Source organism: Pseudomonas fortuita (assembly GCF_026898135.2).
Taxonomy (GTDB): domain Bacteria; phylum Pseudomonadota; class Gammaproteobacteria; order Pseudomonadales; family Pseudomonadaceae; genus Aquipseudomonas; species Aquipseudomonas fortuita.
On the sequence record NZ_CP114035.2, the window covers coordinates 6,045,487 to 6,071,452 of the forward strand.

Sequence of the window (25,966 nt, forward strand, 5' to 3'; positions counted from 1 at the left end):
CATATCACCAAGCATTTTTCACCGGGCATACATCCTGGGGCTGCTTTGCAGCCCAAGATACAGAAACAAAAACGCCGACACAGGGGTGTCGGCGTTGGGTTATGCAGGGTATCGCAAGCGAATCAGAACGCCGGCAGCACAGCCCCCTGATACTTCTTGGCAATGAATTCCTTCACTTCCGGGCTGGTCAGGGCCTTGGCCAGTTTCTGGATGGCTTCGCTGTCCTTGTTGTCCGGGCGGGCAACCAGGAAGTTCACGTATGGCGAGTCAGCGCCTTCGATCACCAGCGCATCCTTGGCCGGGTTCAGGCCGGCTTCCAGCGCGTAGTTGGTGTTGATCATGTCCAGGTCGACCTGGTCCAGCACACGCGGCAGCATGGCCGACTCAAGCTCGCGGAACTTCAGCTTTTTCGGGTTTTCGGCAATGTCCTTGGGGGTGGCCAGGGCATTCTTCGGGTCTTTCAGGGTGATCAGGCCAGCCTTCTGCAGCAGGATCAGGGCGCGGCCGCTGTTGCTGCCTTCGTTAGGGATGGCCACAGTAGCGCCTTCCTTCAGCTCAGACAGGTTCTTGATCTTCTTCGAGTAGCCACCGAAGGGTTCGACGTGTACGCCGATCACCGTTTCCAGGTGCGTGCCCTTACCTTCGTTGAAACTCTTCAGGTAAGGCAGGGTCTGGAAGTAGTTGGCGTCAAGGCGCTTCTGGTCCACCTGCACGTTCGGCTGCACGTAGTCGGTGAAGACCTTGATTTCCAGGTCCACGCCTTCCTTGGCCAGAGCAGGCTTGATCAGCTCAAGAATCTCGGCGTGGGGTACCGGGGTAGCGGCAACCACCAGTTTCTCGGCGGCGGCGGCCAGGCCTGAGAACGACAGGGCAGCGGCCAGGGCGGTGGTCAGCAGGGTCTTCTTCATGGTGGTCCTTGTTCTGAATCTGGGCCATCGGCGATGGCGAATCGGGTGCCCAACCGGTTCACCAGCGGGCATGAGGCGGACAATACCTAGATTTTTTATTCCGTAACAATATCTTTTATTTAGCTGCTTATTCCAAAAACAACATGCCACCAGCCACTTTGCTTATGAGCGATGTCTAGCCCGCGGTGTTGGGCAAGTCGAGGTTCTCAGGCTGGATCTCCGCGCCGTCATTCACCAGCAAGGCAAAGTGAATGACGTTCTCCAGTTCGCGGGTATTGCCAGGCCAGAAATGCGCTTCCAGCACCTGCTGCGCAGCCTCGCTTACCAATGGCACAGGCCGCTGCAGACGCGCGCTGTAGATGCCCACAAAATACTCGGCCAGCGGCAGGATATCGCCCGGCCGCTCGCGCAGTGGCGGCAGTTCCAGCGCACCCTCGCGCAGGTACTGGTACAGGCGCTCGTTGAAACGCCCCGCACGTACCACGCGCGCCAGGTCGATGCTGGTGGCGGCGACCAGGCGCACATCCACCGGCTGTGGCTGCTGTGCGCCCACCCGGGTGACCTCGCGGTTTTCCAGGGCCGCCAGCAGCTTGCCCTGGATGGCCAGCGGCAAGTCGGCAATCTCATCCAGGTACAGCGTGCCGCCGTTGGCCGAACCGAACCAGCCGGCGCGGCTGCTGGCCGTACCGCCATGGCTGCCGGCGCTATAGCCGAACAGCTCGGCATCGGCGTAAGTGGGGCTGATGGCCGCACAGTTGACCGACACGAATAGCCCTCCACGGTCGCTGGCACGATGGATCTGCCGGGCCAACAGTTCCTTGCCGGTGCCGGTTTCGCCCCGGATCAGCACGGGCAAGGGTTGCGGTGCCAGACGCTCAAGGTCTTCACGCAACTGCTGCGAACGCGGGTCGATGAACACCAAGGCCTTGGCACGGATGCTCAGCGGGCTTTTGTCCAGCTCAGGGAAGGTCAGCAGTGGCTGGCCAAACGGGTGTTGAAGCGTCATGACGAACTCCCGCCCCAGGCCTGCAATGGCCGGGCGTCAGGTAAACGGTAAACAGCAAGGGGTGTCAGGCGCGACGCAGTGCGCGCTGCTCAACCCGGCTCTGCAAGCGATACAAGTAGGCGAAGCCTTGTTCCCAGCGCTCATGCCCGGACTTGACGTTGATGTGCCCGGCATTGCTCAGCAACCCCGCTTCGGCGCCCCATGCCTGGGCCAGGTACAGCGCCCGCGGCACGCTCACGGCCGGATCGTTGTCCGAGCTGACTACCTGGCTGGGAAACGGCAGCGCTTCGCCAGGGATCGGCGCAAAGTTACGCAGGGCTGGCGCGCAGGTGGGGCGCTCGACGTCTGCCGGCGCCACCAGCAGTGCACCACGCACCCTGCGCAGCAAGGCCGGGCTGGCCTGCGCGGCCCAATGGGCGACAGTGATGCAGCCAAGGCTGTGGGCAATCAGGATCACCGGCGCACGCTCGGCGGCAACCGCCTGCTCCAGCGCCCGCACCCAGTCCTGACGTTGCGGGGTGAGCCAGTCGTGCTGCTCGACCCGCGCACTGTTGGGCAGGGTACGCTGCCAGTGACTCTGCCAATGGTTGTCTGGCGATCCTTGCCAGCCCGGCACAATCAGGTAACGAATAGACTCATTGCGCATGGGGACGCCTCCAGTAAGTTTGCGTGCTTGGAGACAAGTATAGGGAGGGAGTTATATTCGTAAAGGAATAAGAAGCTATTTATTAATAACTATATGTAATTTATGCCGATAGCCCTATCGTCGGCAAGCCAGCTCTCACAGGGACTGCACAAAGCCTGAGGGCAGCACAATACCTGGGGGCGCTGGCTTGCCGGTGACAGGGCCCTCACAGGCAAAAAAAAGGGCCTACCCCTGCCAAGAGATATGGCCCCAACGCACTTGCGTGAGTCACTTGCCTGAAGAAGTTTTGCAGCCATCAGCGCGCGGTGATCACCGCCAGTTTGCTGATCCCCGCACGTTCGATGGCTGCCATGGCCCGCGCCACTTCGCCGTAGTTCACGCCGTCATCGGCCTGCAGTTGCACGCGAACGTTCGCGTCCTTGTCCTTGGCGGCCTTGAGGTTGGTCTCCAGCAGGTCGGGCTGGATCTGGTCCTTGTTGATGAACAGCTTGCCCTCGCCGTCGATGCTGACCACCAGTGGGTCCTTCTGCTCCACCGGGGCAACGGCCTCGGTCTTGGGCAAGTTGATGGGGATGGCATTGGTCAGCAGCGGCGCGGTGACGATGAACACCACCAGCAACACCAGCATGACGTCTACCAAGGGCGTGACGTTGATTTCACTGAGGACTTCGTCGCTGTCCTGGGTCGAAAAGGCCATATCAGGACGCCTCCTTTACCGGCTGGGTGAAACCAGCCTGGGGTTTTTGCACAGCGGGGTGCACCAGCACGCGGAAGGCACTCTTCTGCGCCAGGCTGTAGAAGTCGTGGGCGAAGTCATCCAGGTCGGCGGCGGTCAGCTTGAGGCGACGCAGGAAGTAGTTGTACACCAGCACCGCAGGCACCGCGACGGCGATGCCCACCCCGGTAGCCACCAGTGCCGCACCGATGGGCCCGGCGACGGTTTCCAGGCTGGCGGAGCCGGCCGCACTGATGCCCTTGAGCGCTTCCATGATGCCCCACACGGTGCCGAACAGGCCGATGAAGGGCGAGGTGCTGCCGATACTGGCGACCACCGCCAGGCCGGTTTCCAGCGAGCGGCGCTCACGCACGATCTGCTGGCGCAAGGCGCGCTCCAGGCGGTCCTGGTGGTTGATAGCGTGGCTCAGGTCGTTGGCCTGGGTATCGCCAACGGCAATCGCGGCGTAGCCGGACTGGGCAACGCGAGCAGCCGGCCCGGGCAGCTCATGGCTGAGTTCAGCGGCCGAGTCCAGGCTGGAGGCAGCCCAGAACTGCTTGTGAAAGCGCTTGTCCTGGTTTTTAAGCCGCACGAACTGCGCAACCTTGACCAGGGCCAGGCCCCAAGTGACGACAGAAAAACCGACCAGCAGCCAGATGACTGCGCTTTCAACGGATTCGAGAGGGGATGCCAGCAGGCTCATGATGATGTCTTCCTGTGTTCTGCGAAATAGTTAGCGAAGCTTGAAATCGATCGGCACGCTGACCCAGCCGGTCTGGGCTACATCGCCCTGCTTGGCGGGTACGAAGCTCCAGCGCTTGACCGCGGCCAGCGCGGCAGCGTCGAGGGCGTCACGGCCACTGCTTTTCTGTACCTGGATCTGCCCGGGCTTGCCGCTGGGCAGCACCTCTACGCGCAACAGCACGGTGCCTTCCCAACCACGGCGCTGGGCCATTTGCGGGTATTCCGGTGCCGGGTTCTTCAAGTACGCGGCGTTGGCCGATGCCGGGGTTATCGGGGCCGGCGCGGGTGGCGCAGGCGCAGGCGGTGCGGGGGCGGCCACCGGCGCTGGCGGTGGTGCCTCGACCGGCTTGGGCGATGGCTTGGGCGCTTGCTTGACCACAGGCTTAGGCACGGGCTTTGGCTTGGGTTTGGGCTTGGCGGCCAGTTCGTCGACTACCGGTGGTGGCGGTGGTGGCTCGACCACGGGCGGCGCGGGCGCTGGCGGCGGAGGCTCGACCACAGGCGGTGCAGGCGCAGCAAATTCGATAGTCATGGGCGGCACCTGTGGCGGCACCACCGGCAGTTCGGGCGTTGGCGCCTGGCTGACCCAGTATGCTGCGGCGCCATGCAGGGCCAGCACCAGCAGGCCCAACACCAGCTTGTCGCGGCGCTTGAGACCGCTGACGGGCGTGCGTTGCAGGCGCAGCTGGCCAAGCGGGAGGCGAAGCGTGCGTCCAAGCTCGACCAGGTCACCCGGGGCCGGGCGCCATGGCTGGTCGTAGGCCCTGACGGCCGACTGGACATTACCCATTGATCAAACTCCTGGGGTCTCGATTCAGGTGTGTGGCTGAATCATCGGGGCCAGAGGCTTATCTCTTAAAGTAATGTTTAAAATTATGGTTATAACTGAATTGAATATTGTTTTTGAGGGGGGCCGTGAAAGCCACGGATTGCGTGGGCTGCGGCTTTCATGGCTAAAGGCTATGCATTGGGGGCATGCAAAATATTCGCGTAAGGCATGAGATTGCCGCGAGGGCTGCGCCCTCGATCGCGACGCAAGGCCGCTCCCACAGGAAATTGCAGCTCCCTGTGGGAGCGGCCTTGTGTCGCGATGGGCTGCGGAGCAGCCCCGGCAATCCGACAGGCATAAAAAAGCCCGAGACCAAGCCCGGGCTTCTCATCATCAAGGGCAGATCAGATATCCGCCACCTTCTGCCAAACCTTCGGCCGGAAGAACAACGTCTCTCCCCGCGCCAACCCGGTCAGGCTGTCATGGTCCTTGACCACCTCGGCCTCGATCAGCTCGCTCTGCCCTTCCACCTTCAACGTTACCCGCGTGGTAGCGCCCAACGGCCGGATATCCCGCACCTCGGCAGCATGGTGCCCTTCGGTCTCATGCCGTGACAACGACACCTCATGCGGGCGGAACAACACATGGTGCCCTTCGCTCAGCGCCAGGCGGTTGGAGTCGCCCAGGAAGTGGTAGACAAAATCGTTGGCCGGCTGCTCGTACACCTCGCCCGGCGAGCCGATCTGCTCGATCACGCCCTTGTTCATGACCACGATGCGGTCAGCCACTTCCATGGCCTCTTCCTGGTCGTGGGTGACGAACACCGACGTCAGGTTGATGTCCTCGTGCAGCCGCGCCAGCCAACGCCGCAGCTCCTTGCGCACCTTGGCGTCCAGCGCACCGAACGGCTCGTCCAGCAGCAGCACCTTGGGCTCCACTGCCAAGGCGCGGGCCAGGGCAATACGCTGACGCTGGCCGCCAGACAACTGCTCCGGGTAGCGGTCGGACAACCAGTCCAGCTGAACCATGTTCAGCAACTCGTGCACTTTCTCGGCGATCTTGCTCTCGCTCGGGCGCTCGCCCTTGGGCTTCATGCGCAGGCCGAAGGCGACGTTGTCGAACACGCTCATGTGGCGGAACAGCGCGTAGTGCTGGAACACGAAACCGACGTTGCGGTCACGCACGTCGTGGCCGGACACATCCTCGCCATGGAACACGATGTTGCCCTGGTCCGGGGTTTCCAGGCCGGCAATGATGCGCAGCAGGGTGGTCTTGCCACAGCCGGACGGGCCAAGCAGCGCCACCAGCTCGCCGCTGTTGATGTCCAGGTTGATGTTGTTCAGGGCCTGGAAGCTGTTGAAGCGCTTGCTGACATTACGAACTTCGATCGACATGAATCATTCCTCCGCGGCGCTGTGGCGCAGGCGGTTAATACGGTTCTCGCTCCACTGCTTGAGCAGCAGGATGAAGAGCGCCAGGATCAGCAACAGGCTGGCCACGCTGAAGGCCGCGACGTGGTTGTACTCGTTGTAGAGGATCTCCACATGCAGCGGCAAGGTATTGGTCACGCCACGAATGTGGCCCGACACCACCGACACCGCGCCAAACTCGCCCATGGCCCGTGCAGTACACAGCACCACGCCATAGATCAGGCCCCATTTGATGTTGGGCAAGGTCACGTGCCAGAACATCTGCCAGCCATTGGCGCCCAGCAGGCGCGCAGCCTCCTCTTCTTGCGTGCCCTGCTCCTGCATCAGCGGGATCAGCTCACGGGCCACAAACGGCACGGTGACGAAGATGGTCGCCAGGACGATGCCCGGCAGGGCGAAGACGATCTGGATGTCATGGTCCTGCAGCCAAGGCCCGACCAGGCCCTGCGCGCCGAACATCAGCACGTAGACCAGGCCGGCGATTACCGGCGATACCGAGAACGGCAGGTCGATCAGGGTGACCAGGATACTTTTGCCACGGAACGTGTACTTGCTGACGCACCAGGCGGCGCTGACACCGAACACCAGGTTCAACGGTACCGAAATGGCTACAGCGAGCAGGGTCAGCCTCAGCGCCGACAAGGCGTCAGGCTCGAAGATCGCCTCGAAGAAGGTGCCAAAACCGTTCTTCAGCGCCTGCGACACCACGATCACCAGCGGCAGCAGCAGGAACAGGGCGAACACCAGCCAGCCAAGGCCGATAAGAATGCGCCGCGACGTAGCACTGCCACGGCGGGCGGCGTTGGCGGCGGCGCTTGCACTCAGGGATGAACTGGACATGCCGGCCTCCTTCAAGGGGTTTCGATGCGGCGCTGCAGCAGGTTGATCAGCAGCAGCAGGATGAAGGAAACCACCAGCATCAGCACGCCGATGGCGGTCGCGCCGGTGTAGTCGTACTGGTCGAGCTTGACCATGATCAGCAGCGGCAGGATCTCGGTCTTCATCGGCATGTTGCCGGCAATGAAGATCACCGAACCATACTCGCCCACACCGCGGGCGAAGGCCAGGGCAAAGCCGGTGAGCCAGGCCGGCAGCAGCGCTGGCGCCAGTATATGGCGGAACACCTGCAGCGGTTTGGCCCCCAGGCAGGCAGCGGCCTCTTCCACTTCACGCGGGATGTCGGCCAGCACCGGCTGCACCGTGCGCACCACGAACGGCAAGGTGACGAAGGTCAGCGCCAGGGTGATGCCCAACGGGGTGTAGGCAATCTTGAAGCCAAGGTCGGTCGCAAACTGGCCAACCCAGCCCGCAGGCGCGTACAGGGCGGTCAGGGCGATACCGGCAACGGCGGTGGGCAGGGCGAACGGCAGGTCGATCATCGCGTCGATGATCTTGCGCCCCGGGAAGGTGTAGCGCACCAGCACCCAGGCCAGCAGGGTGCCGATCACCCCGTTGATGATGGCGGCGAACAGGGCGGTGCCGAAACTCAGCTTGAGTGCGGCGATCACCCGCGGCGCACTGATGATGTTCCAGAACTGCTCCCAGGTCAGCTGCGAGGCATGAATGAACATGGCGGCCAGCGGTATCAGCACGATCAGGCTGAGGTACACCAAGGTGTAGCCCAGCGTCAGCCCGAAGCCGGGTATGACGGGGGAAATACGACGTGACATAAGTATCCCTGGTTGAACGCACTAAGCCCGGAATCAACCCCGGGCCGGTGCAAGCTTTTGAATCCTGGGGCTGCGTTGCAGCCCATTCGCGGCACAAGGCCGCTCCCACAGGGATCGCGGTTCCACAGGGGATCGCGGCTCTTTGTGGGAGCGGCCTTGTGCCGCGAATGGGCCGCAAGGCGGCCCCCGCTTTTCCTTGGCGTTTACTGTGCCTGATAGATCTGGTCGAACACACCGCCATCATTGAAGAATTTGGGTTGTGCAGTTTTCCAGCCACCGAAGTCCTTGTCGATGGTTACCAGGTCCAGTTTCGGGAATTGCTTGCCGAACTCGGCAGCGACCTTCTCGTCACGCGGGCGATAGAAGTTTTCGGCGGCAATCTTCTGGCCGGCCGGGCTGTACAGGTGCTTGAGGTATTCGGTGGCAATTTCGGTATTGCCCTTCTTCTCGGCGTTCTTGTCCACCACCGCCACTGGCGGCTCGGCCAGGATCGACAGCGAAGGTACGACGATGTCGAACTTGTCGGCGCCACCGTCTTCCTTCAGCGCCAGGAACGCTTCGTTTTCCCAGGCCAGCAACACGTCGCCCTGGCCGTTGTTGACGAAGGTGATGGTCGAGCCACGGGCGCCGGTATCCAGCACCGGTACGTGCTTGAACAGCTCCTGCACGTAGGCCTTGGCCTTGTCTTCGCTACCACCGGTCTTCAGGCCATAGGCCCAGGCGGCCAGGAAGTTCCAGCGCGCACCGCCGGAAGTCTTCGGGTTGGGGGTGATGACCGAAACGTCCTTCTTGATCAGGTCGCCCCAGTCCTTGATACCTTTCGGGTTGCCCTTGCGCACCAGGAACACGATGGTCGAGGTGTACGGGGTGCTGGCGTCCGGCAGACGGGTCTGCCAGTTGTCCGGCAGGGTCTTGCCAAGCTTGGCAACTTCGTCGATGTCGCCGGCCAGGGCCAGGGTCACCACGTCGGCGCGCAAGCCGTCGATCACCGCACGGGCCTGCTTGCCCGAGCCGCCATGGGATTGCTGGATCTTCACCTTGTCGCCCGGGTGGGCCTGCTGCCAGTGCTTGATGAACTCGGCGTTGTACTGCTGATACAGCTCGCGGGTCGGGTCGTAGGACACGTTCAGCAGTTCGTAGTCCTTGGCGATGGCGGAACCGGCAAAAACAGCACTGGCCAGGGCGGCGAGCGCATAACGGCGGATGGACATGGTGAAGCTCCCGATTGGCATTTTTCTAATTTTGGATGTAGGGCGTGCTCAGCCGGACTTGTTGCCGGGCTGTTGCAGGCGGAACTTCTCCTTGCGCTCGATCTGTACGACCTGAGCGTTGTGCACAGTGATCTCCACCGCACCAAACCGCAGGTCGCGCAAAGCGCTCTGGATTTCACGCAGAATGGTGGCTTCGTCCTGACCGTCGATGCTACGCAGAGATGCACTCATGCTCGTTCTCCTTGGAGTGAGGGTGCCGGGCAGAGGTTTGAAGGGGATTTGCGCCTGGCTTGAGGGCAATAGTAGTGAGGCGGAGTTATTCTTAAAAATACTGTTTAAGAATGTTTATATAACCAAATAAAAATCGCGATTCAGCAGCCGACGCAAAGCCCTGTGGGAGTGGGTTCACCCGCGAATGCGAGGCTGGAGCTACCGTCGCATTCGCGGGTGAACCCGCTCCCACAGGGTCCGTACAAGGCTTCAGTTTTGTTTCTGCGGCTCGCGAATCTTGTACCAGGCCACATACAGCGCCGGCAGGAACAGCAGCGTCAGCAGCGTTGCCACGATGATCCCGCCAATCATGGCGTAGGCCATCGGCCCCCAGAACACCTCGCGGGCGATCGGGATCATGCCCAGGCTCGCCGCCGCCGCAGTCAGCAGGATCGGCCGCCGACGATGGTTGGTGGCTTCCACTACCGCATCCCAAGGCGAGAAGCCCTGGGCTTCGAACTCGTCGATCTGGGTCACCAGAATCACCGAGTTACGAATGATGATGCCCGCCAGCGCCAGGATGCCGAGGATCGCCACGAAGCCCATCGGGGTACCGGTGGGCACCAACGCCAGCACTACACCGATCAACCCCAGCGGCGCCACGCTGACCACCAGGAACAGCTTCTGCACGCTGTGCAGCTGGATCATCAGGAAGGTCGCCATCAGGAACAGCATCAGCGGAATGACCTTGGCGATCGGGCCCTGGGCCTTGCTGCTCTCCTCCACCGTACCGCCAGTGGCCACTTCGTAACCGACCGGCAGCTGGCTGGCGAACTCATCGATCTTCGGCTTGAGCTGCGCCACCAGGTCGGTGGGCTGGATCTCGCCAGTGACCGAAGCCTTGAGGGTGATGGTCGGCTTGCGATCCCGGCGCCACACCAGCGGCTGCTCCAGCTCGTAGCGCACGGTAGCGAATGACAGCAGCGGGATCGAAGTACCATTGGGGGTGAGAATCTGCAGGTTCTGCAGGGTATCGGGCGAGCCGCGCTCACTGTCTTCGGCGCGAGCGACCACGTCCACCAGGTAGATGTTGTCGTTGACCTGGGTGATCTGCACGCCACTGACGATGCTGTTCATCACATTGGCCACGTCTTCCGACGACAGCCCCAGCTGGCGTGCCTTGTCCTGGGCGATTTCCACCCGCAGCACCTTACCCGGCTCGTTCCAGTCGTAGATCATCTCGCCGATGTGCTTGTTCTGGTCAAGCAAGGTGGCCAGTTCGATCGCGTGCTTGCGCACCTGATCGATATCAGGACCACTGACCCGGTACTGGATCGGCCGCCCTACAGGCGGGCCCATTTCCAGCGACTGCACATTGGAGCCAATGCCGACGAACTCTTCATGCAGGATCTTCTGCAAACGCTCCATCATGCCCTGGCGCTCTTCGAAGCCTTTGCTGACAATCACCAGCTGTGCGTAGTAAGGGTTCTGCAACTGCTGGTCGAGGGGCAGGTAGAAGCGGACCGCACCCTGACCAATGTAAGTGCTCCAGTGCACCAGGTCCGGGTCGTCCTTGATCCGCGCCTCGAAGCGGTCGACCACCTTGCGCGTTTCCTCGATCGAGGCGTTCTGTGGCAGGTTGAGGTCGACGAGAATTTCCGGGCGGTCCGAGGACGGGAAGAACTGGTTCTGCACGAAGCGCATGCAAAAGAGCGCCAGCGCGAACAGCACCACGGTACCGATGATGGTCAACCAGCGGTTGCGCATGCACCACAGCAACCCGCCTTCAAATGCCCGCCCGACACGGCCAGGCTCGGCCTCATGGGCCTTGACCTTGTCGCTCTTGAGAATATGCACCCCTAGCACCGGCGCAAAGAACACTGCCACCACCCAAGACACGAGCAGGGCAACGGCGATCACCGCGAACAGGGTGAAGGTGTATTCACCCGCGGAGCTGGCGTTCAGGCCGATAGGCACAAAACCCGCCACGGTCACCAAGGTGCCGGTCAGCATGGGAAAGGCTGTGGAGGTGTAGGCGAATGTCGCCGCCTGCTCCTTGCTTTCGCCCATTTCCAGCCGCGTGACCATCACCTCCACGGTAATCATCGCATCGTCCACCAGCAGGCCAAGCGCAATGATCAACGCCCCCAGCGAAATCCGCTGCATGGTGATGCCGCTGTACTCCATGAACACGAACACCATGGCCAGCACCAGCGGGATCGAACAGGCCACCACCAGGCCCGCACGCACGCCGAGGCTGACAAAACTGACGGCCAACACAATCACCACTGCCTCGAACAGCGCACTGGTAAAGCCGCCGACCGCTTGCTTGACCACCACGGACTGGTCCGACACGGTGTGTACGCCGACACCTATCGGCAAGTCCTGGACCACTTTGTCCATGCGCTTTTTCAGCGCCTCACCGAACACCTGGATATTGCCACCGGCCTTCATGCCGATGGCCAGGCCCAACGCCGTCTGGCCGTTGTAGCGGAACATCGGTGAAGGCGGGTCGACGTATCCGCGCTCGATGTCGGCGATGTCGGCCAGGCGGAAGAAGCGGTCGTTGATCCTCAGGTTGACGGTTTGCAGGTCCTTTTCCGAGGCAAACTGGCCGGAGGTACGCACCGAAATACGTTCCGGGCCGGCCTCGATGACGCCAGCCGGGGTCACCGCGTTCTGCGATTGCAGGGCCTGCATCACCTGGCGCTGGTCAATGCCCAGGGCGGCCAGCTTGCGGGTGGAGAAGTTCAGGTACAGCACTTCGTCCTGAGTGCCGACCAGCTCGATCTTGCCGATGTTGGGCACATCGCGCACCTCGGCCCGGGCCTGTTCCACGTAGTCACGCAGTTGGCGCAAGGTCAGGCCGTCGGCGGTAAAGGCGTAGATCGAGCCGAATACATCACCGAATTCGTCGTTGAAACCCGGGCCCTGGATACCCGCCGGGAATTCGCCACGAATGTCCTGGATCTTCTTGCGCACCTGGTACCAGATATCCGGAATGTCCTTGGCCTTGGTGGTGTCGCGCAGGTAGACGTAGACCGTGGATTCACCGGGGCGGGTGTAGCTCTTCGTGTAGTCGAGCGAGTCGAGTTCTTCGAGCTTTTTCTCGATGCGGTCGGTGACCTGGTACAGGGTTTCGTCCTGGGTCGCACCGGGCCAGCGGGTCTGGATGACCATGGTCTTGATGGTGAATGACGGGTCTTCCTCGCGCCCGAGGTTGAAGTACGAAAAAATCCCCATCAGCAGGCCAACGAACATCAGATACCACACGAATGACTGGTGCTTGAGCGCCCATTCGGAGAGGTTGAAGCTTCCTTTCATTGCGCATCCTCGTCGAAGGTGACCTTCTGGCCAGGCTTGAGGCTGTTCACACCCGCGGTAACCACGCGCTCGCCGGGCTGCACGCCTGACGTCAGCACGATGCTGTCGGCGGTACGCTCGATCAGCTCCACGTCACGGGTTGCCACGGTCTTCTGCTGCGTATCGATCACCCACACCTGGGTCTTGCCGTCACGCTCCAGCAACGCGCTCAAGGGCAGCTCGCTACGAGGCGTCACTTCAGAACTCAGGGTCACGCTGATGGCAGTGCCCAGGTGGAACGCCGCTGGCGTGCCGGCCAGCGTCAGGCGGGCGCGGCGGGTACGGGTGGTGGCGTCGGCCTGGGGTTCCAGTTCGCGCAGGCTGGCCGTGGTGCTGATGGTCGGGTCGAGTTGCGAGGCAACGGTGAAGGTCAGGCCTTTGCTCAACTGCTCAGCCAGCCCGATCGGCAGGTCGATTACCGCTTCTTTCACATCCGGTCGGGCCAAGGTCACCACCGCTTGGCCGGCCGTAACGGTTTGCCCGGCTTCGGCCTGCCATGCGGTGATCACGGCGGCGTGGTCGGTGCGCAAGGTGCTGTAGTCGAGCTGGTCGCGAGCCTGGCTGAGCGCAGAGCGCGCCTGCTCCAGCGCCGCACTGGTGGTTTTCAGGTTGGTCTGGGCGATATCCAGCTGGGCCTGGGCACCAACGCCACGGTCATACAGCTGTTGCTGGCGACGGGCATCGGCCTGGGCGTTGATCCACTGCGCCTGCACCTTGGCCAGGTCGCCTTCGGCGGCGCGCAGCTGGTTCTGCTGGTCGGTGGGGTCGAGGGTGGCCAAGGTGTCGCCGGGCTTCACCTGGGCGCCCACATCCAGCCAGCGCCGGGCAATGCGCCCGGAAACCCGGAAGCCCAGGGTGCTTTCGAAACGCGCCTGGATACTGCCGGCGAAGCGGCCCAGTTGCGCCTGTACCTGGGGTTCGACCTTGACCGACAGCACCGGCCGAACCGGCTCGGGGGCCTCTTCCTCGCTACTGCAGCCAGCCAGCAATACGCCGGCCGACAGCATCAGCAGCAGGCGCTTCATAGCTCACCCCCTTGGGCCTTGGCGTCGACCTTTTGCACCTGCATGCCGGGGTGCAGCAGCTGCCCACCCGTGACCACCACGGTTTCACCACCCTTCAGGCCACTGGCGACCACAATCTTGCCGGTGAGGTAACGGCTGACTTCGACTTTGCGCAATTCCACCTTGTCGCCCTCGCCCACCACCCACACGGCGGGGTCATGCAGGGCCTTGGTCAGTGCCGACCACGGCAGCTCGATGCTGGGCCGGCCCTGAGCATTGGTGGTGGCGGTCACGGGTGCGCCCAGTTGCATACCTGCTGGTACGTCCTTCAGGCCTACCTTGACCTGCACCGTGCCGCTTTGCGCAGACACCGTGGGCGTGATCTCGCGCACGAAGCCATGCGCCTGGACCTTGGGGTCGTCCAGCAGGCTGACGATCACCCCCGCATCGCTGGGCGGCGCTACCAGCAGTGATTCGTAGACGTTGAACACTGCATCGCGGTCGCCGTCAGTGGCCAGGCTGAAGATTGGCATGGTCGCCTGCACCACCTGGCCAACCTCGGCCTGGCGCTCGGTGATGACCCCGGCGGCCTCGGAGACCAGTGCGGTATAGCTGAGTTGTTCGTTGGCGTTAGCCAGTTGCGCCTGGGCGGCCTTGAGCGCGCTCTGGTTACTGCGCAGCGCGGCTTCGGCGGAATCGTACTCGCTCTGGCTGGTGTAGCCCTTGGGCAACAGTTTTTGCTGGCGCACAAAGGCCGCGCTGGTCTGGGTAACCCGCGCCTGCGCGGCAAACACCTCGGCCTTGGCCGAGTTGACGTTGTTCTGCAGGTCTTTCGGGTCCAGCCGGGCCAGCACCTGGTTGGCCTTCACGTGATCGCCCACGTCCACGCTGCGCGAAATGATCTTGCCGCCAACCCGGAATGACAGGTCGGTCTGCACCCGCGCCTGTACGTCGCCGGTCAGGGTAACCCGGGCAGCGAAGTCGGTGGGCTGGACCTGCTGCACACCAACCCGAGGCAGCGTCTCGGGGACCTCTTCCTTGCTACAGCCAGTGAGCATGTAAAGCAGCCCCAGGCAGACGACCGACAACGGACGTATCAACGCCATGCTGGCTCCTTGCTTGTGCACAAATGATTTGTGGAATGCGACTGTGAGCGTAGTTCAGGGTTCGATAAACATCACTGACGCGCATCACTCCGGCATTTTCACAGCCTGTGCCGGCCTCTTCGCGGGTGAACCCGCTCCCACAGAGATCGTGCATAGGCTGAATCCTGTGCAGTACCTGTGGGAGCGGGTTCACCCGCGAAAGGGCCGGTCCTGCCATATCCAGAAATCATCTGCTTCCCTGGGGGTGCAACACAGCCACTACCTTGGGATGTTGATCTCTATTCAAGGAAGAACCTGATGCCCAGGGCCCAATCCCATCTGCTTCGTCGTGGTCGCTATTCAGAACTTGGCAGGCTGTATCTGCTGACCACTGTTACCCATCAGCGCAAGCCGCTATTCGATGACTTCCACCATGCCCGGTTAGTCATTCACCAATTGCGGCAAGCCGATCAAGAGCACGCCTGCCGCTCACTGGCGTGGGTGCTGATGCCAGACCATCTGCATTGGCTGATCGAGCTGAAAGGAACAACACTGGCTACCCTGATGCGCAGGTTCAAGTCCCGCTCCAGTCTCGCATTACATCAGGCAGGGGTTAAGCATGACCCGGTATGGCAGCCTGGGTATCAGGACCGGTCATTGAGAAGGGAGGAAAGCATGGTGCATGTAGCCCGGTACATTGTTGCCAATCCATTGAGGGCTGGATTGGTCAGAAGTGTCCGGGAATATCCACACTGGGATGCAGTATGGCTTTGATTCGATGCTGGAGCCTTCGCGGCGGTTCGGCGCGAAAGGGCCGAACCGCCGCGAAAGGGCCGGGTCAGGCCGACGCAGCCACCTGTGTCGGGCGCTTGACCTGCGGCTGCGAAGCGTTGGCCGCAGCGCCTTCCTCGATCGCCTGCTGAATCGCCTTGCGACGACGCTCTTCGCTGCGGCGGCTGAAGTACCAGACAAAGAAGGTCACCAGCGACACCGACAGCAGGATCAGGCTGGCCACGGCGTTGATCTCCGGCTTCACGCCCAGGCGCACTGCCGAGAACACCTCCATCGGCAAGGTGGTCGAGCCCGGGCCGGACACGAAGCTGGCCAGCACCAGGTCGTCCAGCGACAGCGCGAACGACATCATGCCGCCTGCTGCCAGCGATGGCGCGATCATCGGGATGGTGATCAGGAAGAACACCTTCCACGGCTTGGCACCCAGGTCCATCGCCGCTTCTTCGATCGACAGGTCCAGCTCACGCAGGCGTGCCGACACCACTACCGCCACATACGCTGCACAGAACGTGGTGTGGGCAATCCAGATGGTGACGATGCCGCGCTCCTGGGGCCAGCCGATCATCTGCGCCATGGCCACGAACAGCAGCAACAGCGACAGACCGGTGATCACTTCAGGCATTACCAGCGGCGCAGTGACCAGGCCACCGAACAGCGTGCGGCCCTTGAAGCGGGTGACCCGGGTCAGCACAAAGGCCGCCAGGGTACCCAGCGCCACCGCTGCCACCGCCGTGTAGCAGGCGATTTCCAGCGAGCGCATCACCGAACCCATCAGCTGGGTGTTGTCGAGCAGGCCGACGTACCACTTGATCGACCAGCCCCCCCACACCGTCACCAGCTTGGAGGCGTTGAACGAGTAGATCACCAGGATCAGCATCGGCAGGTAGATGAACAGCAAGCCAAGCACCAGCATCAGCTTGGAGAAACTGAAGCGTTTCATGCGCGGCCCTCCATTTCTTTGGCCTGGCTGCGGTTGAACAGCAGGATCGGCACGATCAGGATCGCCAGCATCACTACCGCCAGCGCAGAAGCTACCGGCCAGTCACGGTTGTTGAAGAACTCTTGCCACAGCACCTTGCCGATCATCAGGGTTTCCGGGCCGCCGAGCAGTTCTGGGATCACGAACTCGCCCACCACCGGGATGAACACCAGCATGCAGCCGGCGATGATGCCGTTCTTCGACAGCGGAACGGTAATCTTCCAGAAGCTGTTGAAAGTGCTCGAGCCCAGGTCGGATGCAGCCTCGAGCAGGCTCGGGTCATGCTTCACCAGGTTGGCGAACAGCGGCAGGATCATGAACGGCAGGTACGAATAGACCACGCCGATGTACACCGCCAGGTTGGTGTTGAGGATCTGCAGCGGCTGGTCGATCAACCCGGTCCACATCAGGAAGCCGTTGAGCAGGCCGTTGTTGCTCAGGATACCCATCCAGGCATAGACGCGGATCAGGATCGCGGTCCATGTCGGCATCATGATCAACAGCAGCAGGACGGTCTGGGTTTCCTTCTTGGCGTTGGCAATGGCGTAGGCCATCGGGAAGCCGATCAGCAGGCACAGCAGGGTGCTGAAGAAAGCCATCTTCAACGAGCCCAGGTAAGCCGAGAGGTACAGCTCATCCTCGGTCAACAAGCCATAGTTGGCCAGGTTGAGCACCAACTGGATCTTGTCTTCGACGTAGCTGTAGATCTCGGTATACGGCGGGATCGCCACGTCGGCTTCGGCGAAGCTGATCTTCAGCACGATGAAGAACGGCAGCATGAAGAACAGGAACAGCCAGATGAACGGCACGCCGATCACCACGTGCCGCCCCCGCGGGGTGAGGCGCTGGAAGGCTCGCTTGAGCTTGCGCAGTTTCATGACCGCAGTACCACGCCGCTGTCGTCTTCCCACCACACGTACACTTCATCGCCCCAGGTCGGGCGGGTACCCTGGCGCTCGGCGTTGGCGACGAACGACTGCACAACCTTGCCGCTCGGCAACTCCACGTAGAACACCGAGTGGCCACCCAGGTAGGCGATGTCATGCACCTTGCCGCGCGACCAGTTGTGCTCGAAATCCGGCTGCTTGGTGGTTACCAGCAGCTTTTCCGGGCGCAGGGCGTAGGTGATGTGCTTGTCTTCCACCGAGGTGGTGATGCCATGGCCCACGTAGATCTTGCGCTCAAGCTCCGGGCTGGCAATGATCGCGTAGCCTTCGGCATCATCGACCACATCACCTTCGAAGAGGTTGACGTTACCGATGAACTCGCACACCAGGCGGCTGGTCGGCGTTTCGTAAATGTCCACGGGCGAGCCGATCTGGGCAATCCAGCCCAGGTGCATGATGGCAATGCGCTGGGCCATGGTCATGGCCTCTTCCTGGTCGTGGGTCACCATCACGCAGGTCACGCCCACCCGCTCGATGATCTCCACCAGTTCCAGCTGCATCTGCGAACGCAGTTTCTTGTCCAGCGCCCCCATCGGCTCGTCGAGCAGCAGCAGCTTGGGGCGCTTGGCCAGCGAGCGGGCCAGGGCCACACGCTGACGCTGGCCACCGGATAACTGGTGCGGCTTGCGCTTGGCGTACTGGGTCATGTGCACCAGCTTGAGCATCTCCTCCACGCGGGCATCGATCTCGGCCTTGGGCATCTTGTCCTGCTGCAGGCCAAAGGCGATGTTCTGCGCCACGGTCATGTGCGGGAACAGCGCATAAGACTGGAACATCATGTTGATCGGCCGCTCGTAGGGCGGCATGTCGGTGATGTCGACGCCATCGAGGAAGATTCGCCCTTCGGTCGGGCGCTCGAAGCCGGCCAGCATGCGCAGCAAGGTCGATTTGCCAGAACCGGAGCCACCCAGCAGGGCAAAGATCTCGCCTTTGCGGATTTCCAGCGACACATCGTCTACGGCGATGGTTTCGTCGAATTTTTTCGTGACCCGGTCGATCTTGACCAGCACCTGCTTGGGTTGCTGGCCACCCTCGAGGGCTTTCTTATAGGCACCGGAGGCAACTGCCATGAGTGAAACTCCCAACAAGATTTGTGTGCCCGCCCCTGCTTTGCGGCGGGCCTGGATTGTTACTTGCCCGACTTGACCTTGGTCCAGCTGCGGGTCATCAAACGTTGCACCTTGGGTGGCAACTCACTGTTGACGAACATCTTGTCCAGCACTTCCTGCGGTGGGTATACCGCGGCGTCAGTCCTCACGGCCTGGTCCATCAGGTCGCCAGCCTTGGGGTTCGGGTTGGCGTAACCGACGTAATCACTGACCTGGGCGATAACCTCAGGTTTCAGCAAATAGTTGATGAAGGCGTGGGCCTCTTTGACGTTCTTGGCATCCTTGGGGATCGCCAGCACGTCGAACCAGAGGTTGCCGCCTTCCTTGGGAATGGCATAGGCCAGGTTCACACCCTTCTTCGCTTCTTCAGCGCGGGCCTTGGCCTGGAACACATCTCCGGAGAAGCCTGCCGCGACGCAGATGTCGCCGTTGGCCAGGTCGGTGATGTACTTGGACGAGTGGAAGTAGGTCACGTACGGGCGCACGGCCAGCAGCTTCTGCTCCGCTTTTGCATAATCCTTGGGGTCGGTGCTGTTGGGGTTGAGCCCCATGTAGTTGAGTACCGCCGGCAGCATTTCGTCCGCCGAGTCGAGGAAGGCCACGCCGCACTTGGAGAGCTTCTTCATGTTCTCGGGTTCGAACAGCACGGCCCAGGAGTCGATGGTGTCCACGCCCAGCGCGGCCTTCACCTTGTCGACGTTGTAACCGATGCCGTTGGTGCCCCACAGGTAAGGCACGGCGTACTGGTTGCCCGGGTCGTTCTTTTCCAGGCGCTTCATCAACCCAGGGTCCAGGTTGGAATAATTGGGCAGCAGGTTCTTGTCGAGCTTCTGGAACGCGCCCGCCTTGATCTGCTTGCCGAGGAAATGGTTGGACGGCACCACCACGTCATAGCCGGTATTACCGGCCAGCAGCTTGCCTTCCAGGGTTTCGTTGGAATCGAACACGTCCTGCACGGGCTTGATGCCCGTTGCTTTCTCGAAGTCCGCGAGTGTGGTCGGGCCGATATAGTCGGACCAGTTGTAGAAGTGCACCGTAGGCGCCGCTTGGACGCTGCATGCCAGCGTCAGGCCCGCACCAGCCATCAAGGCCTTGCGGTATACAGAAATAGACAAGTGGGTGCTCCTCACAATCAGTGCCTGGGTCGCGACAATGCTGCCGCACACGCAAAACCGGCGCGCAACTTACCTTCGCAGCTTCGATGCCGCAATCAACAATTGCCTTTCACTGGCTCTGGGCCGGTAAAGCCCGGCCCAGAGGTGTCGCATAGGGCTTATTTGCCCGATTTGATCTTGGTCCAGCTGCGGGTGATTACACGCTGCACAGAAGCGTCAGGCGCAGCGATCGCGTACAGCTGCTTCTTCACTTCGGCAGGCGGGTAGATGCTCGGGTCACCGCTGATGTCTTTGTTCACGAGCGCAGTGGCAGCCTGGTTGCCGTTCGGGAAGCGCACGGCGTTGGTGATCTCGGCCATGATTTCCGGCTGCATCAGGAAGTCCATGAACTGATAGGCGGCGTCTTTATGCTCGGCATCTTTGGGGATGGCGACCATGTCATAGAAGGTACCGGCGCCTTCTTTCGGAATGACGTAGTCCACTTTCACCTTGTCGCCAGCTTCGTGGGCGCGGGCCTTGGACTGCTCCAGGTCACCCGAGTAACCGACCGCCACGCAGATGTTGCCGTTGGCCATGTCGCCGATGTACTTGGACGAGTGGAAGTAGGTGATCGAAGGACGAATCTTGAGGAACAGGTCCTCGGCGGCCTTCAGGTCTTCTTTTTTGGTGCTGTTGCTCGGCAGGCCCAGGTAGTGCAGCGCGGCCGGGATCATTTCGGTCGGTGCATCGAGGAAGCTCACACCGCAGCTTTTGAGCTTGGCGATGTTCTCAGGCTTGAACACCACGTCCCACGAGTCGATCTTGTCCACGCCCAGCGCGGCCTTGACCTTCTCCGGGTTGTAGCCGATGCCGATCGAGCCCCACATGTACGGGAAGGCGTGCTTGTTGTCCTTGTCGCTGGCATCGCCAACGGCTTTGAGCAGGTCGGGGTCGAGGTTCTTCCAGTTCGGCAGCTTGGAACGGTCCAGCTCCTCGTAAACACCCGCCTTGATCTGCTTGGCCAGGAAGTTGTTGGACGGCACCACGATGTCGTAGCCCGACTTGCCTGCCAGCAGCTTGGCTTCGAGGGTTTCGTTGCTGTCGAAGACGTCGTACTTGACCTTGATACCGGTCTGCTTCTCGAACTTGGCGATGGTGTCCGGCGCGATGTAGTCCGACCAGTTGTAGACGTTCAACACCTTGTCTTCAGCCTGAACAGCGGAGGCCATGGCACCCATAAGGGCGGCGGCCAGCAACGTCTTGCCCATTTTCTTCATGCGTAATGCTCCAGAATTTTTGTTTAGCCTTCCGTTCAGCAGCCAGGACCCACGGTGCAGAGCGCGCGGCGACTGAAACAGTCGCTAGTCTGGCAAGTTACAAGGCCCTGTATCAAGGAAAGCAGGGCGTTGTAACGACTTAATGTCACATCGCTAGCCTAGCAGGTGCTCAGTTGATCGCCTGGAGCGTCAGGTCCAGGCATTTGCGCGCCTTTTCCACCAGCTCGTCGATCTCCGCATGGCTGATCACCAGCGGCGGCGCGATGATCATGGTGTCACCCACCGCGCGCATGATCAGGCCATTTTCGAAGCAGAAGTTGCGGCAGATCATGCCCACACCCTTGCCCTCGTAACGGCTGCGGGTGGCCTTGTCCTTGACCAGCTCGATCGCGCCGAGCATGCCAAGGCCACGGACTTCACCCACCAGTGGGTGGTCCTGCAGCTCACGCAAACGCTTTTGCAAATACGGTGCCGCTTCAGTGCGCGCCTTCTCGACAATTTTCTCGTCGCGCAGGATGCGCAGGTTTTCCAGGCCCACCGCGGCCGCGACCGGATGACCCGAATAGGTGAAACCGTGGTTGAAGTCACCGCCTTCGCTGATGACCTTGGCCACTTTGTCACGCACGATCACACCGCCCATGGGGATGTAACCGGAGGTCAGGCCCTTGGCGATGGTCATAAGGTCGGGCTTGAGGTCGTAATAGTCAGAGCCGAACCATTCGCCGGTACGGCCGAAACCGCAGATGACTTCGTCGGCAACGAACAGGATGTCGTACTTGGCAAGAATCTCCTTCACCTTCGGCCAATAGGTTTCTGGCGGGATGATCACGCCGCCTGCGCCCTGGATAGGCTCGGCGATGAAGGCGGCGACGTTGTCTTCGCCCACTTCGAGGATTTTCTTCTCCAGCTGCTCGGCCGCCCAGACACCGAACGCATCCGGGGTCATGTCACCGCCTTCGCCGAACCAGTACGGCTGCGGGATGTGCACGATGCCCGGGATCGGCAGGCCGCCCTGCTCGTGCATGCCGCTCATGCCGCCCAGGCAAGCACCGGCGAAGGTGGAGCCGTGATAGCCGTTGATACGGCCGATGATGGTCTGCTTGTGCGGTTTGCCCTTCAGCGCCCAGTAGTGACGCACCATGCGCAGCACGGTGTCGTTGCCTTCTGAGCCGGAGCCGGTGAAGAACACATGGGTCATGCCTTCGGGCGCCACATCGGTGATCGCCTTGGCCAGTTCCAGCGCAGGCGGGTGAGCAGTCTGGAAGAACAAGTTGTAGTACGGCAGCTCGCGCATCTGCTTTTCTGCCGCCTGCACCAGCTCTTCACGGCCGTAACCGACCGCCACGCACCACAGGCCCGCCATGCCGTCGAGGATCTTGTGCCCCTCGCTGTCCCACAAATGCACGCCCTGGGCCTTGGTGATAATGCGCGGCCCCTTCTCCTTCAGCTGCTTGTAGTCACTGAAAGGTGCGAGATGGTGCTCCCCGCTCAGGGTTTGCCATTCACGGGTTTGCGGGTTGTTGACGCTCATGTGCTTCTCCGTTGTTCGACAGCCGCGCTCCAGCGGCCCCAGGGTTTATCAGACAGCGAACAGCAGGAACTCACGCTCCCAGGAACTGATGACGCGTTTGAAGTTCTCGTGCTCGGCGCGCTTGGTGGCGACGTAGCCGGTAATGAATTTCTTGCCCAGGTACTGCACCAACGCTCGGCTGTTTTCCATGCGCTCCAGGGCATCTTCGATGGTCAGCGGCAGGCGCAGGTTGCGGCGTTCGTAGCCACGGCCCTGCACCGGCGCGCTGGCCTCGATGCCTTCGACCATGCCGATGTAGCCACACAGCAGGCTGGCGGCAATGGCCAGGTAAGGGTTGGCGTCAGCGCCCGGCAGGCGGTTCTCGACCCGGCGGCTTTGCGGGCCGGCATCCGGTACGCGCAGGCCGACGGTGCGGTTTTCTTCGCCCCACTCCACGTTCACCGGCGCCGACGTGTCGGGCAGGAAGCGGCGGAACGAGTTGACGTTGGGGGCGAACAGCGGCAGCGCCTCGGGGATGAACTTCTGCAAGCCACCGATGTGGTTGAGGAACAGCTCGCTCATGCTGCCGTCTTCATTGCTGAAGATGTTCTTGCCAGTGGCCAGGTCGACCACGCTCTGGTGCAGGTGCATGGCACTGCCCGGCTCGCCGGTCATGGGCTTGGCCATGAAGGTGGCGGCCACGTTGTGCTTGAGTGCAGCCTCGCGCATGGTGCGCTTGAACACCAGGATCTGGTCGGCCAGGTGCAGGGCGTTGCCGTGACGGAAGTTGATTTCCATCTGCGCCGTGCCGTCTTCGTGAATCAGCGTGTCCAGGTCCAGCTGCTGCAGTTCGCACCAGTCGTACACGTCTTCGAACAGCGGGTCGAATTCGTTGGCGGCTTCGATCGAGAACGACTGGCGGCCGGTTTCCGGGCGGCCCGAACGGCCTACCGGGGGCTGCAACGGGAAGTCCGGGTCTTCGCTGCGCTTGGTCAGGTAGAACTCCATCTCGGGCGCGACAATCGGCTGCCAGCCCTTGTCGGCGTAGAGCTTGAGGACTTTCTTCAACACGTTGCGCGGCGACAGTTCGACCGGGTTGCCCTTCTTGTCGTAGGTGTCGTGGATCACCTGCGCTGTCGGCTCGATGGCCCACGGCACCAGGAACACGGCGTTCTCGTCGGGGCGGCAGATCATGTCGATGTCGGCCGGGTCGAGCAGTTCGTAATAGATGTCGTCGTCGACGTAGTCGCCAGTCACGGTCTGCAGCAGCACGCTCTCGGGCAGGCGCATGCCTTTTTCAGCGATGAATTTGTTGGTGGGCGAAATCTTGCCGCGCGTGATGCCGGTCAGGTCACTGATCATGCATTCGACTTCGGTGATCTTGTGCTCTTTCAACCAATCGGTGAGCTGGTCGAGGTTGTTACTCATAAATACCTCAGGAGGTAAGGTGGGCCGCACGTTGATTCTGGATGGAGTAGATTGCTAAAGCAAAAACCCCCGCGCAGCGCCGCAGTGGATACACTGAAAACAAGTGTGTCCATAATGAGTTGGAAGGGCAGGAAGACGAAGTGAAAGGCGGCAAGCCGCTTCGAGGCCAGGACCGTAGACGCCAAACGTCAATTATTGCGGCCAGGGCGACCACGCCATTGACGAAGCTTGCAAAAACGACAGAGGTACCCGTTGGCACTGCGCAGGCAGTGCTTTCAGGTCGCGGCAAGCGGACCATGTGACCCTCGTATTATTGTGTTCTGGGTTGTGACCGAGCTTAGCCTTGTTCATTTTTTTACACAACACCCGCGTAAAAAATAAAAGACGGCACGCTTGAGATACCCCTTTGCAGGTGAAATAGCGGATAATGGCACGCCCCGATTTGCAGCAAATCTGCCGTAGATGTGCCATTTCAGGGCATCATGGGGTTGGCTTGACATCAGTATGGCTTTTCGATTGACTGGTCCTGCAAGCCCCCCTTGATTGATATTTTTAACAACAAAGGTGTTGCATCATGTCGGTACCCCCGCGTGCCGTTCAGCTTAACGAAGCGAACGCGTTCCTTAAGGAACATCCTGAGGTTCTCTACGTTGACCTTCTGATTGCAGATATGAATGGTGTGGTGCGCGGCAAGCGCATTGAGCGCACCAGCCTCCACAAGGTTTACGAGAAAGGCATCAACCTGCCGGCCTCCCTCTTCGCCCTGGACATCAACGGTTCCACCGTCGAAAGTACCGGGCTTGGCCTGGACATTGGCGATGCTGACCGCATCTGCTACCCGATCCCCGACACGCTCTGTAACGAGCCGTGGCAAAAGCGCCCCACTGCCCAACTGCTGATGACCATGCACGAGATCGAAGGCGAGCCGTTCTTCGCCGACCCTCGTGAAGTGCTGCGTCAGGTGGTGAGCAAGTTCGACGAGATGGGCCTCACCATTTGCGCTGCATTCGAACTGGAGTTCTACCTGATCGACCAGGAGAACGTGAACGGCCGCCCGCAGCCGCCGCGCTCGCCAATTTCGGGCAAACGCCCGCAGTCGACCCAGGTGTACCTGATCGACGACCTCGACGAATATGCCGACTGCCTGCAGGACATCCTCGAAGGCGCGAAAGAACAAGGCATCCCGGCCGACGCCATCGTCAAGGAAAGCGCCCCGGCGCAGTTCGAAGTCAACCTGCACCACGTCCCCGACCCGCTCAAGGCCTGTGACTACGCAGTACTGCTCAAGCGGTTGATCAAGAACATTGCGTACGACCATGAAATGGATACCACCTTCATGGCCAAGCCCTACCCGGGCCAGGCAGGCAACGGCCTGCATGTACACATTTCCGTGCTGGACAAAGATGGCCACAACATCTTCACCAGCGAGGATCCCGAGCAGAACGCCGCGCTACGTCACGCTGTCGGCGGTGTGCTCGAGACCCTGCCCGCGTCCATGGCGTTCCTTTGCCCGAACGTCAACTCGTACCGCCGCTTTGGCGCGCAGTTCTATGTTCCGAACGCGCCAAGCTGGGGCCTGGACAACCGCACCGTAGCGCTGCGGGTGCCAACAGGCTCGGCAGATGCCGTGCGCCTCGAGCACCGGGTCGCCGGCGCCGACGCCAACCCGTACCTGATGATGGCGGCCGTGCTGGCAGGCGTGCACCACGGCCTGACCAACAAGATCGAGCCGGGCAAGCCAATCGAAGGCAACTCGTACGAGCAGCTGGAGCAGAGCCTGCCGAACAACCTGCGCGATGCCTTGCGCGAGCTGGACGACAGCGAGATCCTCAACAAGTACATCGATCCGAAGTACATCGACATCTTCGTCGCGTGCAAGGAAAGCGAGCTGGAGGAGTTCGAGCACTCGATCTCCGACCTCGAGTACAACTGGTACCTGCATACCGTGTAAACAAAAACGCCGCCCCTCAAGGGCGGCGTTCTTGTTTGAGACCGGTGTCGCCCGCTTCCGCAGGTAAGCCACAAGCTTCAGCACTGGAGATTACCCTGTGGGAGCGGGCTTGTCCCGC

Annotated in this window: 23 protein-coding genes; 2 read left to right on the top strand and 21 right to left on the bottom strand. The window is 61.4% G+C overall.

Going from position 1 to position 25,966, the window contains the following annotated elements; all coding sequences use genetic code 11:
* Positions 1 to 122: 122 nt before the first annotated feature.
* The 14 genes from OZ911_RS27580 to OZ911_RS27645 all read right to left on the bottom strand — a co-directional run bounded on the left by OZ911_RS27580 (position 123) and on the right by OZ911_RS27645 (position 14,782).
* Positions 123 to 908, bottom strand: a complete 786-nt coding sequence (locus tag OZ911_RS27580; RefSeq protein WP_016489708.1) for a MetQ/NlpA family ABC transporter substrate-binding protein — start codon at positions 906 to 908, stop codon at positions 123 to 125.
* Positions 909 to 1,083: 175 nt separating this feature from the next.
* Positions 1,084 to 1,914: a sigma 54-interacting transcriptional regulator gene (locus tag OZ911_RS27585; RefSeq protein WP_268968534.1), complete on the bottom strand. Its 831-nt coding sequence runs from the start codon at positions 1,912 to 1,914 to the stop codon at positions 1,084 to 1,086.
* Between the two features lie 64 nt (positions 1,915 to 1,978).
* Positions 1,979 to 2,560: an alpha/beta hydrolase gene (locus tag OZ911_RS27590; protein WP_016489710.1), complete on the bottom strand. Its 582-nt coding sequence runs from the start codon at positions 2,558 to 2,560 to the stop codon at positions 1,979 to 1,981.
* Between the two features lie 295 nt (positions 2,561 to 2,855).
* On the bottom strand, positions 2,856 to 3,257 hold the full coding sequence (locus OZ911_RS27595; RefSeq protein WP_016489711.1) for an ExbD/TolR family protein: 402 nt from the start codon (positions 3,255 to 3,257) through the stop codon (positions 2,856 to 2,858).
* A gap of 1 nt (position 3,258) precedes the next feature.
* Positions 3,259 to 3,978, bottom strand: a complete 720-nt coding sequence (locus tag OZ911_RS27600) for a MotA/TolQ/ExbB proton channel family protein (protein WP_016489712.1) — start codon at positions 3,976 to 3,978, stop codon at positions 3,259 to 3,261.
* A gap of 30 nt (positions 3,979 to 4,008) precedes the next feature.
* Positions 4,009 to 4,809 carry an energy transducer TonB gene (locus tag OZ911_RS27605; RefSeq protein WP_070086384.1) on the bottom strand — a complete coding sequence of 267 codons (801 nt, stop codon included), beginning with the start codon at positions 4,807 to 4,809 and terminating at the stop codon, positions 4,009 to 4,011.
* 383 nt (positions 4,810 to 5,192) lie between these two features.
* Positions 5,193 to 6,182, bottom strand: a complete 990-nt coding sequence (locus OZ911_RS27610; RefSeq protein ID WP_016489713.1) for a sulfate/molybdate ABC transporter ATP-binding protein — start codon at positions 6,180 to 6,182, stop codon at positions 5,193 to 5,195.
* Between the two features lie 3 nt (positions 6,183 to 6,185).
* On the bottom strand, positions 6,186 to 7,058 hold the full coding sequence (cysW, locus tag OZ911_RS27615; RefSeq protein ID WP_023047982.1) for a sulfate ABC transporter permease subunit CysW: 873 nt from the start codon (positions 7,056 to 7,058) through the stop codon (positions 6,186 to 6,188).
* Positions 7,059 to 7,069: 11 nt separating this feature from the next.
* Positions 7,070 to 7,888: a sulfate ABC transporter permease subunit CysT gene (gene cysT, locus OZ911_RS27620; protein ID WP_012274724.1), complete on the bottom strand. Its 819-nt coding sequence runs from the start codon at positions 7,886 to 7,888 to the stop codon at positions 7,070 to 7,072.
* A gap of 203 nt (positions 7,889 to 8,091) precedes the next feature.
* Entirely contained in the window at positions 8,092 to 9,099 is a 1,008-nt protein-coding gene (locus OZ911_RS27625; RefSeq protein WP_016489715.1) for a sulfate ABC transporter substrate-binding protein, read from the bottom strand.
* A 48-nt stretch (positions 9,100 to 9,147) separates the two neighbouring features.
* Positions 9,148 to 9,330 carry a sulfur starvation response protein OscA gene (gene oscA, locus OZ911_RS27630; RefSeq protein WP_016489716.1) on the bottom strand — a complete coding sequence of 61 codons (183 nt, stop codon included), beginning with the start codon at positions 9,328 to 9,330 and terminating at the stop codon, positions 9,148 to 9,150.
* A 249-nt stretch (positions 9,331 to 9,579) separates the two neighbouring features.
* A complete protein-coding gene (locus OZ911_RS27635; RefSeq protein WP_023047983.1) occupies positions 9,580 to 12,633 on the bottom strand; it encodes an efflux RND transporter permease subunit in 3,054 nt (1,017 codons plus the stop codon).
* The gene (locus tag OZ911_RS27640; RefSeq protein ID WP_070086383.1) at positions 12,630 to 13,697 is read right to left on the bottom strand and encodes an efflux RND transporter periplasmic adaptor subunit; all 1,068 of its coding nucleotides are present in this window, start codon (positions 13,695 to 13,697) and stop codon (positions 12,630 to 12,632) included. Before OZ911_RS27640 ends, OZ911_RS27635 begins: the two co-directional genes overlap by 4 nt.
* Positions 13,694 to 14,782: an efflux RND transporter periplasmic adaptor subunit gene (locus OZ911_RS27645; protein ID WP_016489719.1), complete on the bottom strand. Its 1,089-nt coding sequence runs from the start codon at positions 14,780 to 14,782 to the stop codon at positions 13,694 to 13,696. Before OZ911_RS27645 ends, OZ911_RS27640 begins: the two co-directional genes overlap by 4 nt.
* A gap of 297 nt (positions 14,783 to 15,079) precedes the next feature.
* Between OZ911_RS27645 and OZ911_RS27650 the strand changes: the two genes are divergently transcribed.
* Positions 15,080 to 15,535, top strand: coding sequence for an REP-associated tyrosine transposase (locus OZ911_RS27650; protein WP_023047984.1), 456 nt, complete (start codon positions 15,080 to 15,082; stop codon positions 15,533 to 15,535).
* A gap of 64 nt (positions 15,536 to 15,599) precedes the next feature.
* Here the strand turns inward: OZ911_RS27650 and OZ911_RS27655 are convergent, their stop codons facing one another.
* The 7 genes from OZ911_RS27655 to OZ911_RS27685 all read right to left on the bottom strand — a co-directional run bounded on the left by OZ911_RS27655 (position 15,600) and on the right by OZ911_RS27685 (position 23,897).
* Positions 15,600 to 16,493 carry an ABC transporter permease subunit gene (locus tag OZ911_RS27655; protein ID WP_016489721.1) on the bottom strand — a complete coding sequence of 298 codons (894 nt, stop codon included), beginning with the start codon at positions 16,491 to 16,493 and terminating at the stop codon, positions 15,600 to 15,602.
* Positions 16,490 to 17,410, bottom strand: coding sequence for an ABC transporter permease subunit (locus tag OZ911_RS27660; RefSeq protein WP_016489722.1), 921 nt, complete (start codon positions 17,408 to 17,410; stop codon positions 16,490 to 16,492). The genes OZ911_RS27655 and OZ911_RS27660 overlap by 4 nt, the downstream gene beginning before the upstream one ends.
* Complete coding sequence (potA, locus tag OZ911_RS27665) at positions 17,407 to 18,549, bottom strand: polyamine ABC transporter ATP-binding protein (RefSeq protein ID WP_016489723.1); 1,143 nt, start codon at positions 18,547 to 18,549, stop codon at positions 17,407 to 17,409. The genes OZ911_RS27660 and potA overlap by 4 nt, the downstream gene beginning before the upstream one ends.
* A gap of 59 nt (positions 18,550 to 18,608) precedes the next feature.
* On the bottom strand, positions 18,609 to 19,703 hold the full coding sequence (locus OZ911_RS27670) for a polyamine ABC transporter substrate-binding protein (RefSeq protein WP_016489724.1): 1,095 nt from the start codon (positions 19,701 to 19,703) through the stop codon (positions 18,609 to 18,611).
* A 158-nt stretch (positions 19,704 to 19,861) separates the two neighbouring features.
* A complete protein-coding gene (locus OZ911_RS27675) occupies positions 19,862 to 20,959 on the bottom strand; it encodes a polyamine ABC transporter substrate-binding protein (RefSeq protein ID WP_016489725.1) in 1,098 nt (365 codons plus the stop codon).
* 169 nt (positions 20,960 to 21,128) lie between these two features.
* A complete protein-coding gene (locus OZ911_RS27680; RefSeq protein ID WP_016489726.1) occupies positions 21,129 to 22,490 on the bottom strand; it encodes an aspartate aminotransferase family protein in 1,362 nt (453 codons plus the stop codon).
* Between the two features lie 48 nt (positions 22,491 to 22,538).
* A complete protein-coding gene (locus OZ911_RS27685; protein ID WP_016489727.1) occupies positions 22,539 to 23,897 on the bottom strand; it encodes a glutamine synthetase family protein in 1,359 nt (452 codons plus the stop codon).
* A gap of 574 nt (positions 23,898 to 24,471) precedes the next feature.
* Here OZ911_RS27685 and OZ911_RS27690 point away from each other — a divergent pair.
* The gene (locus tag OZ911_RS27690; RefSeq protein ID WP_016489728.1) at positions 24,472 to 25,848 is read left to right on the top strand and encodes a glutamine synthetase family protein; all 1,377 of its coding nucleotides are present in this window, start codon (positions 24,472 to 24,474) and stop codon (positions 25,846 to 25,848) included.
* Positions 25,849 to 25,966 lie beyond the last annotated feature (118 nt).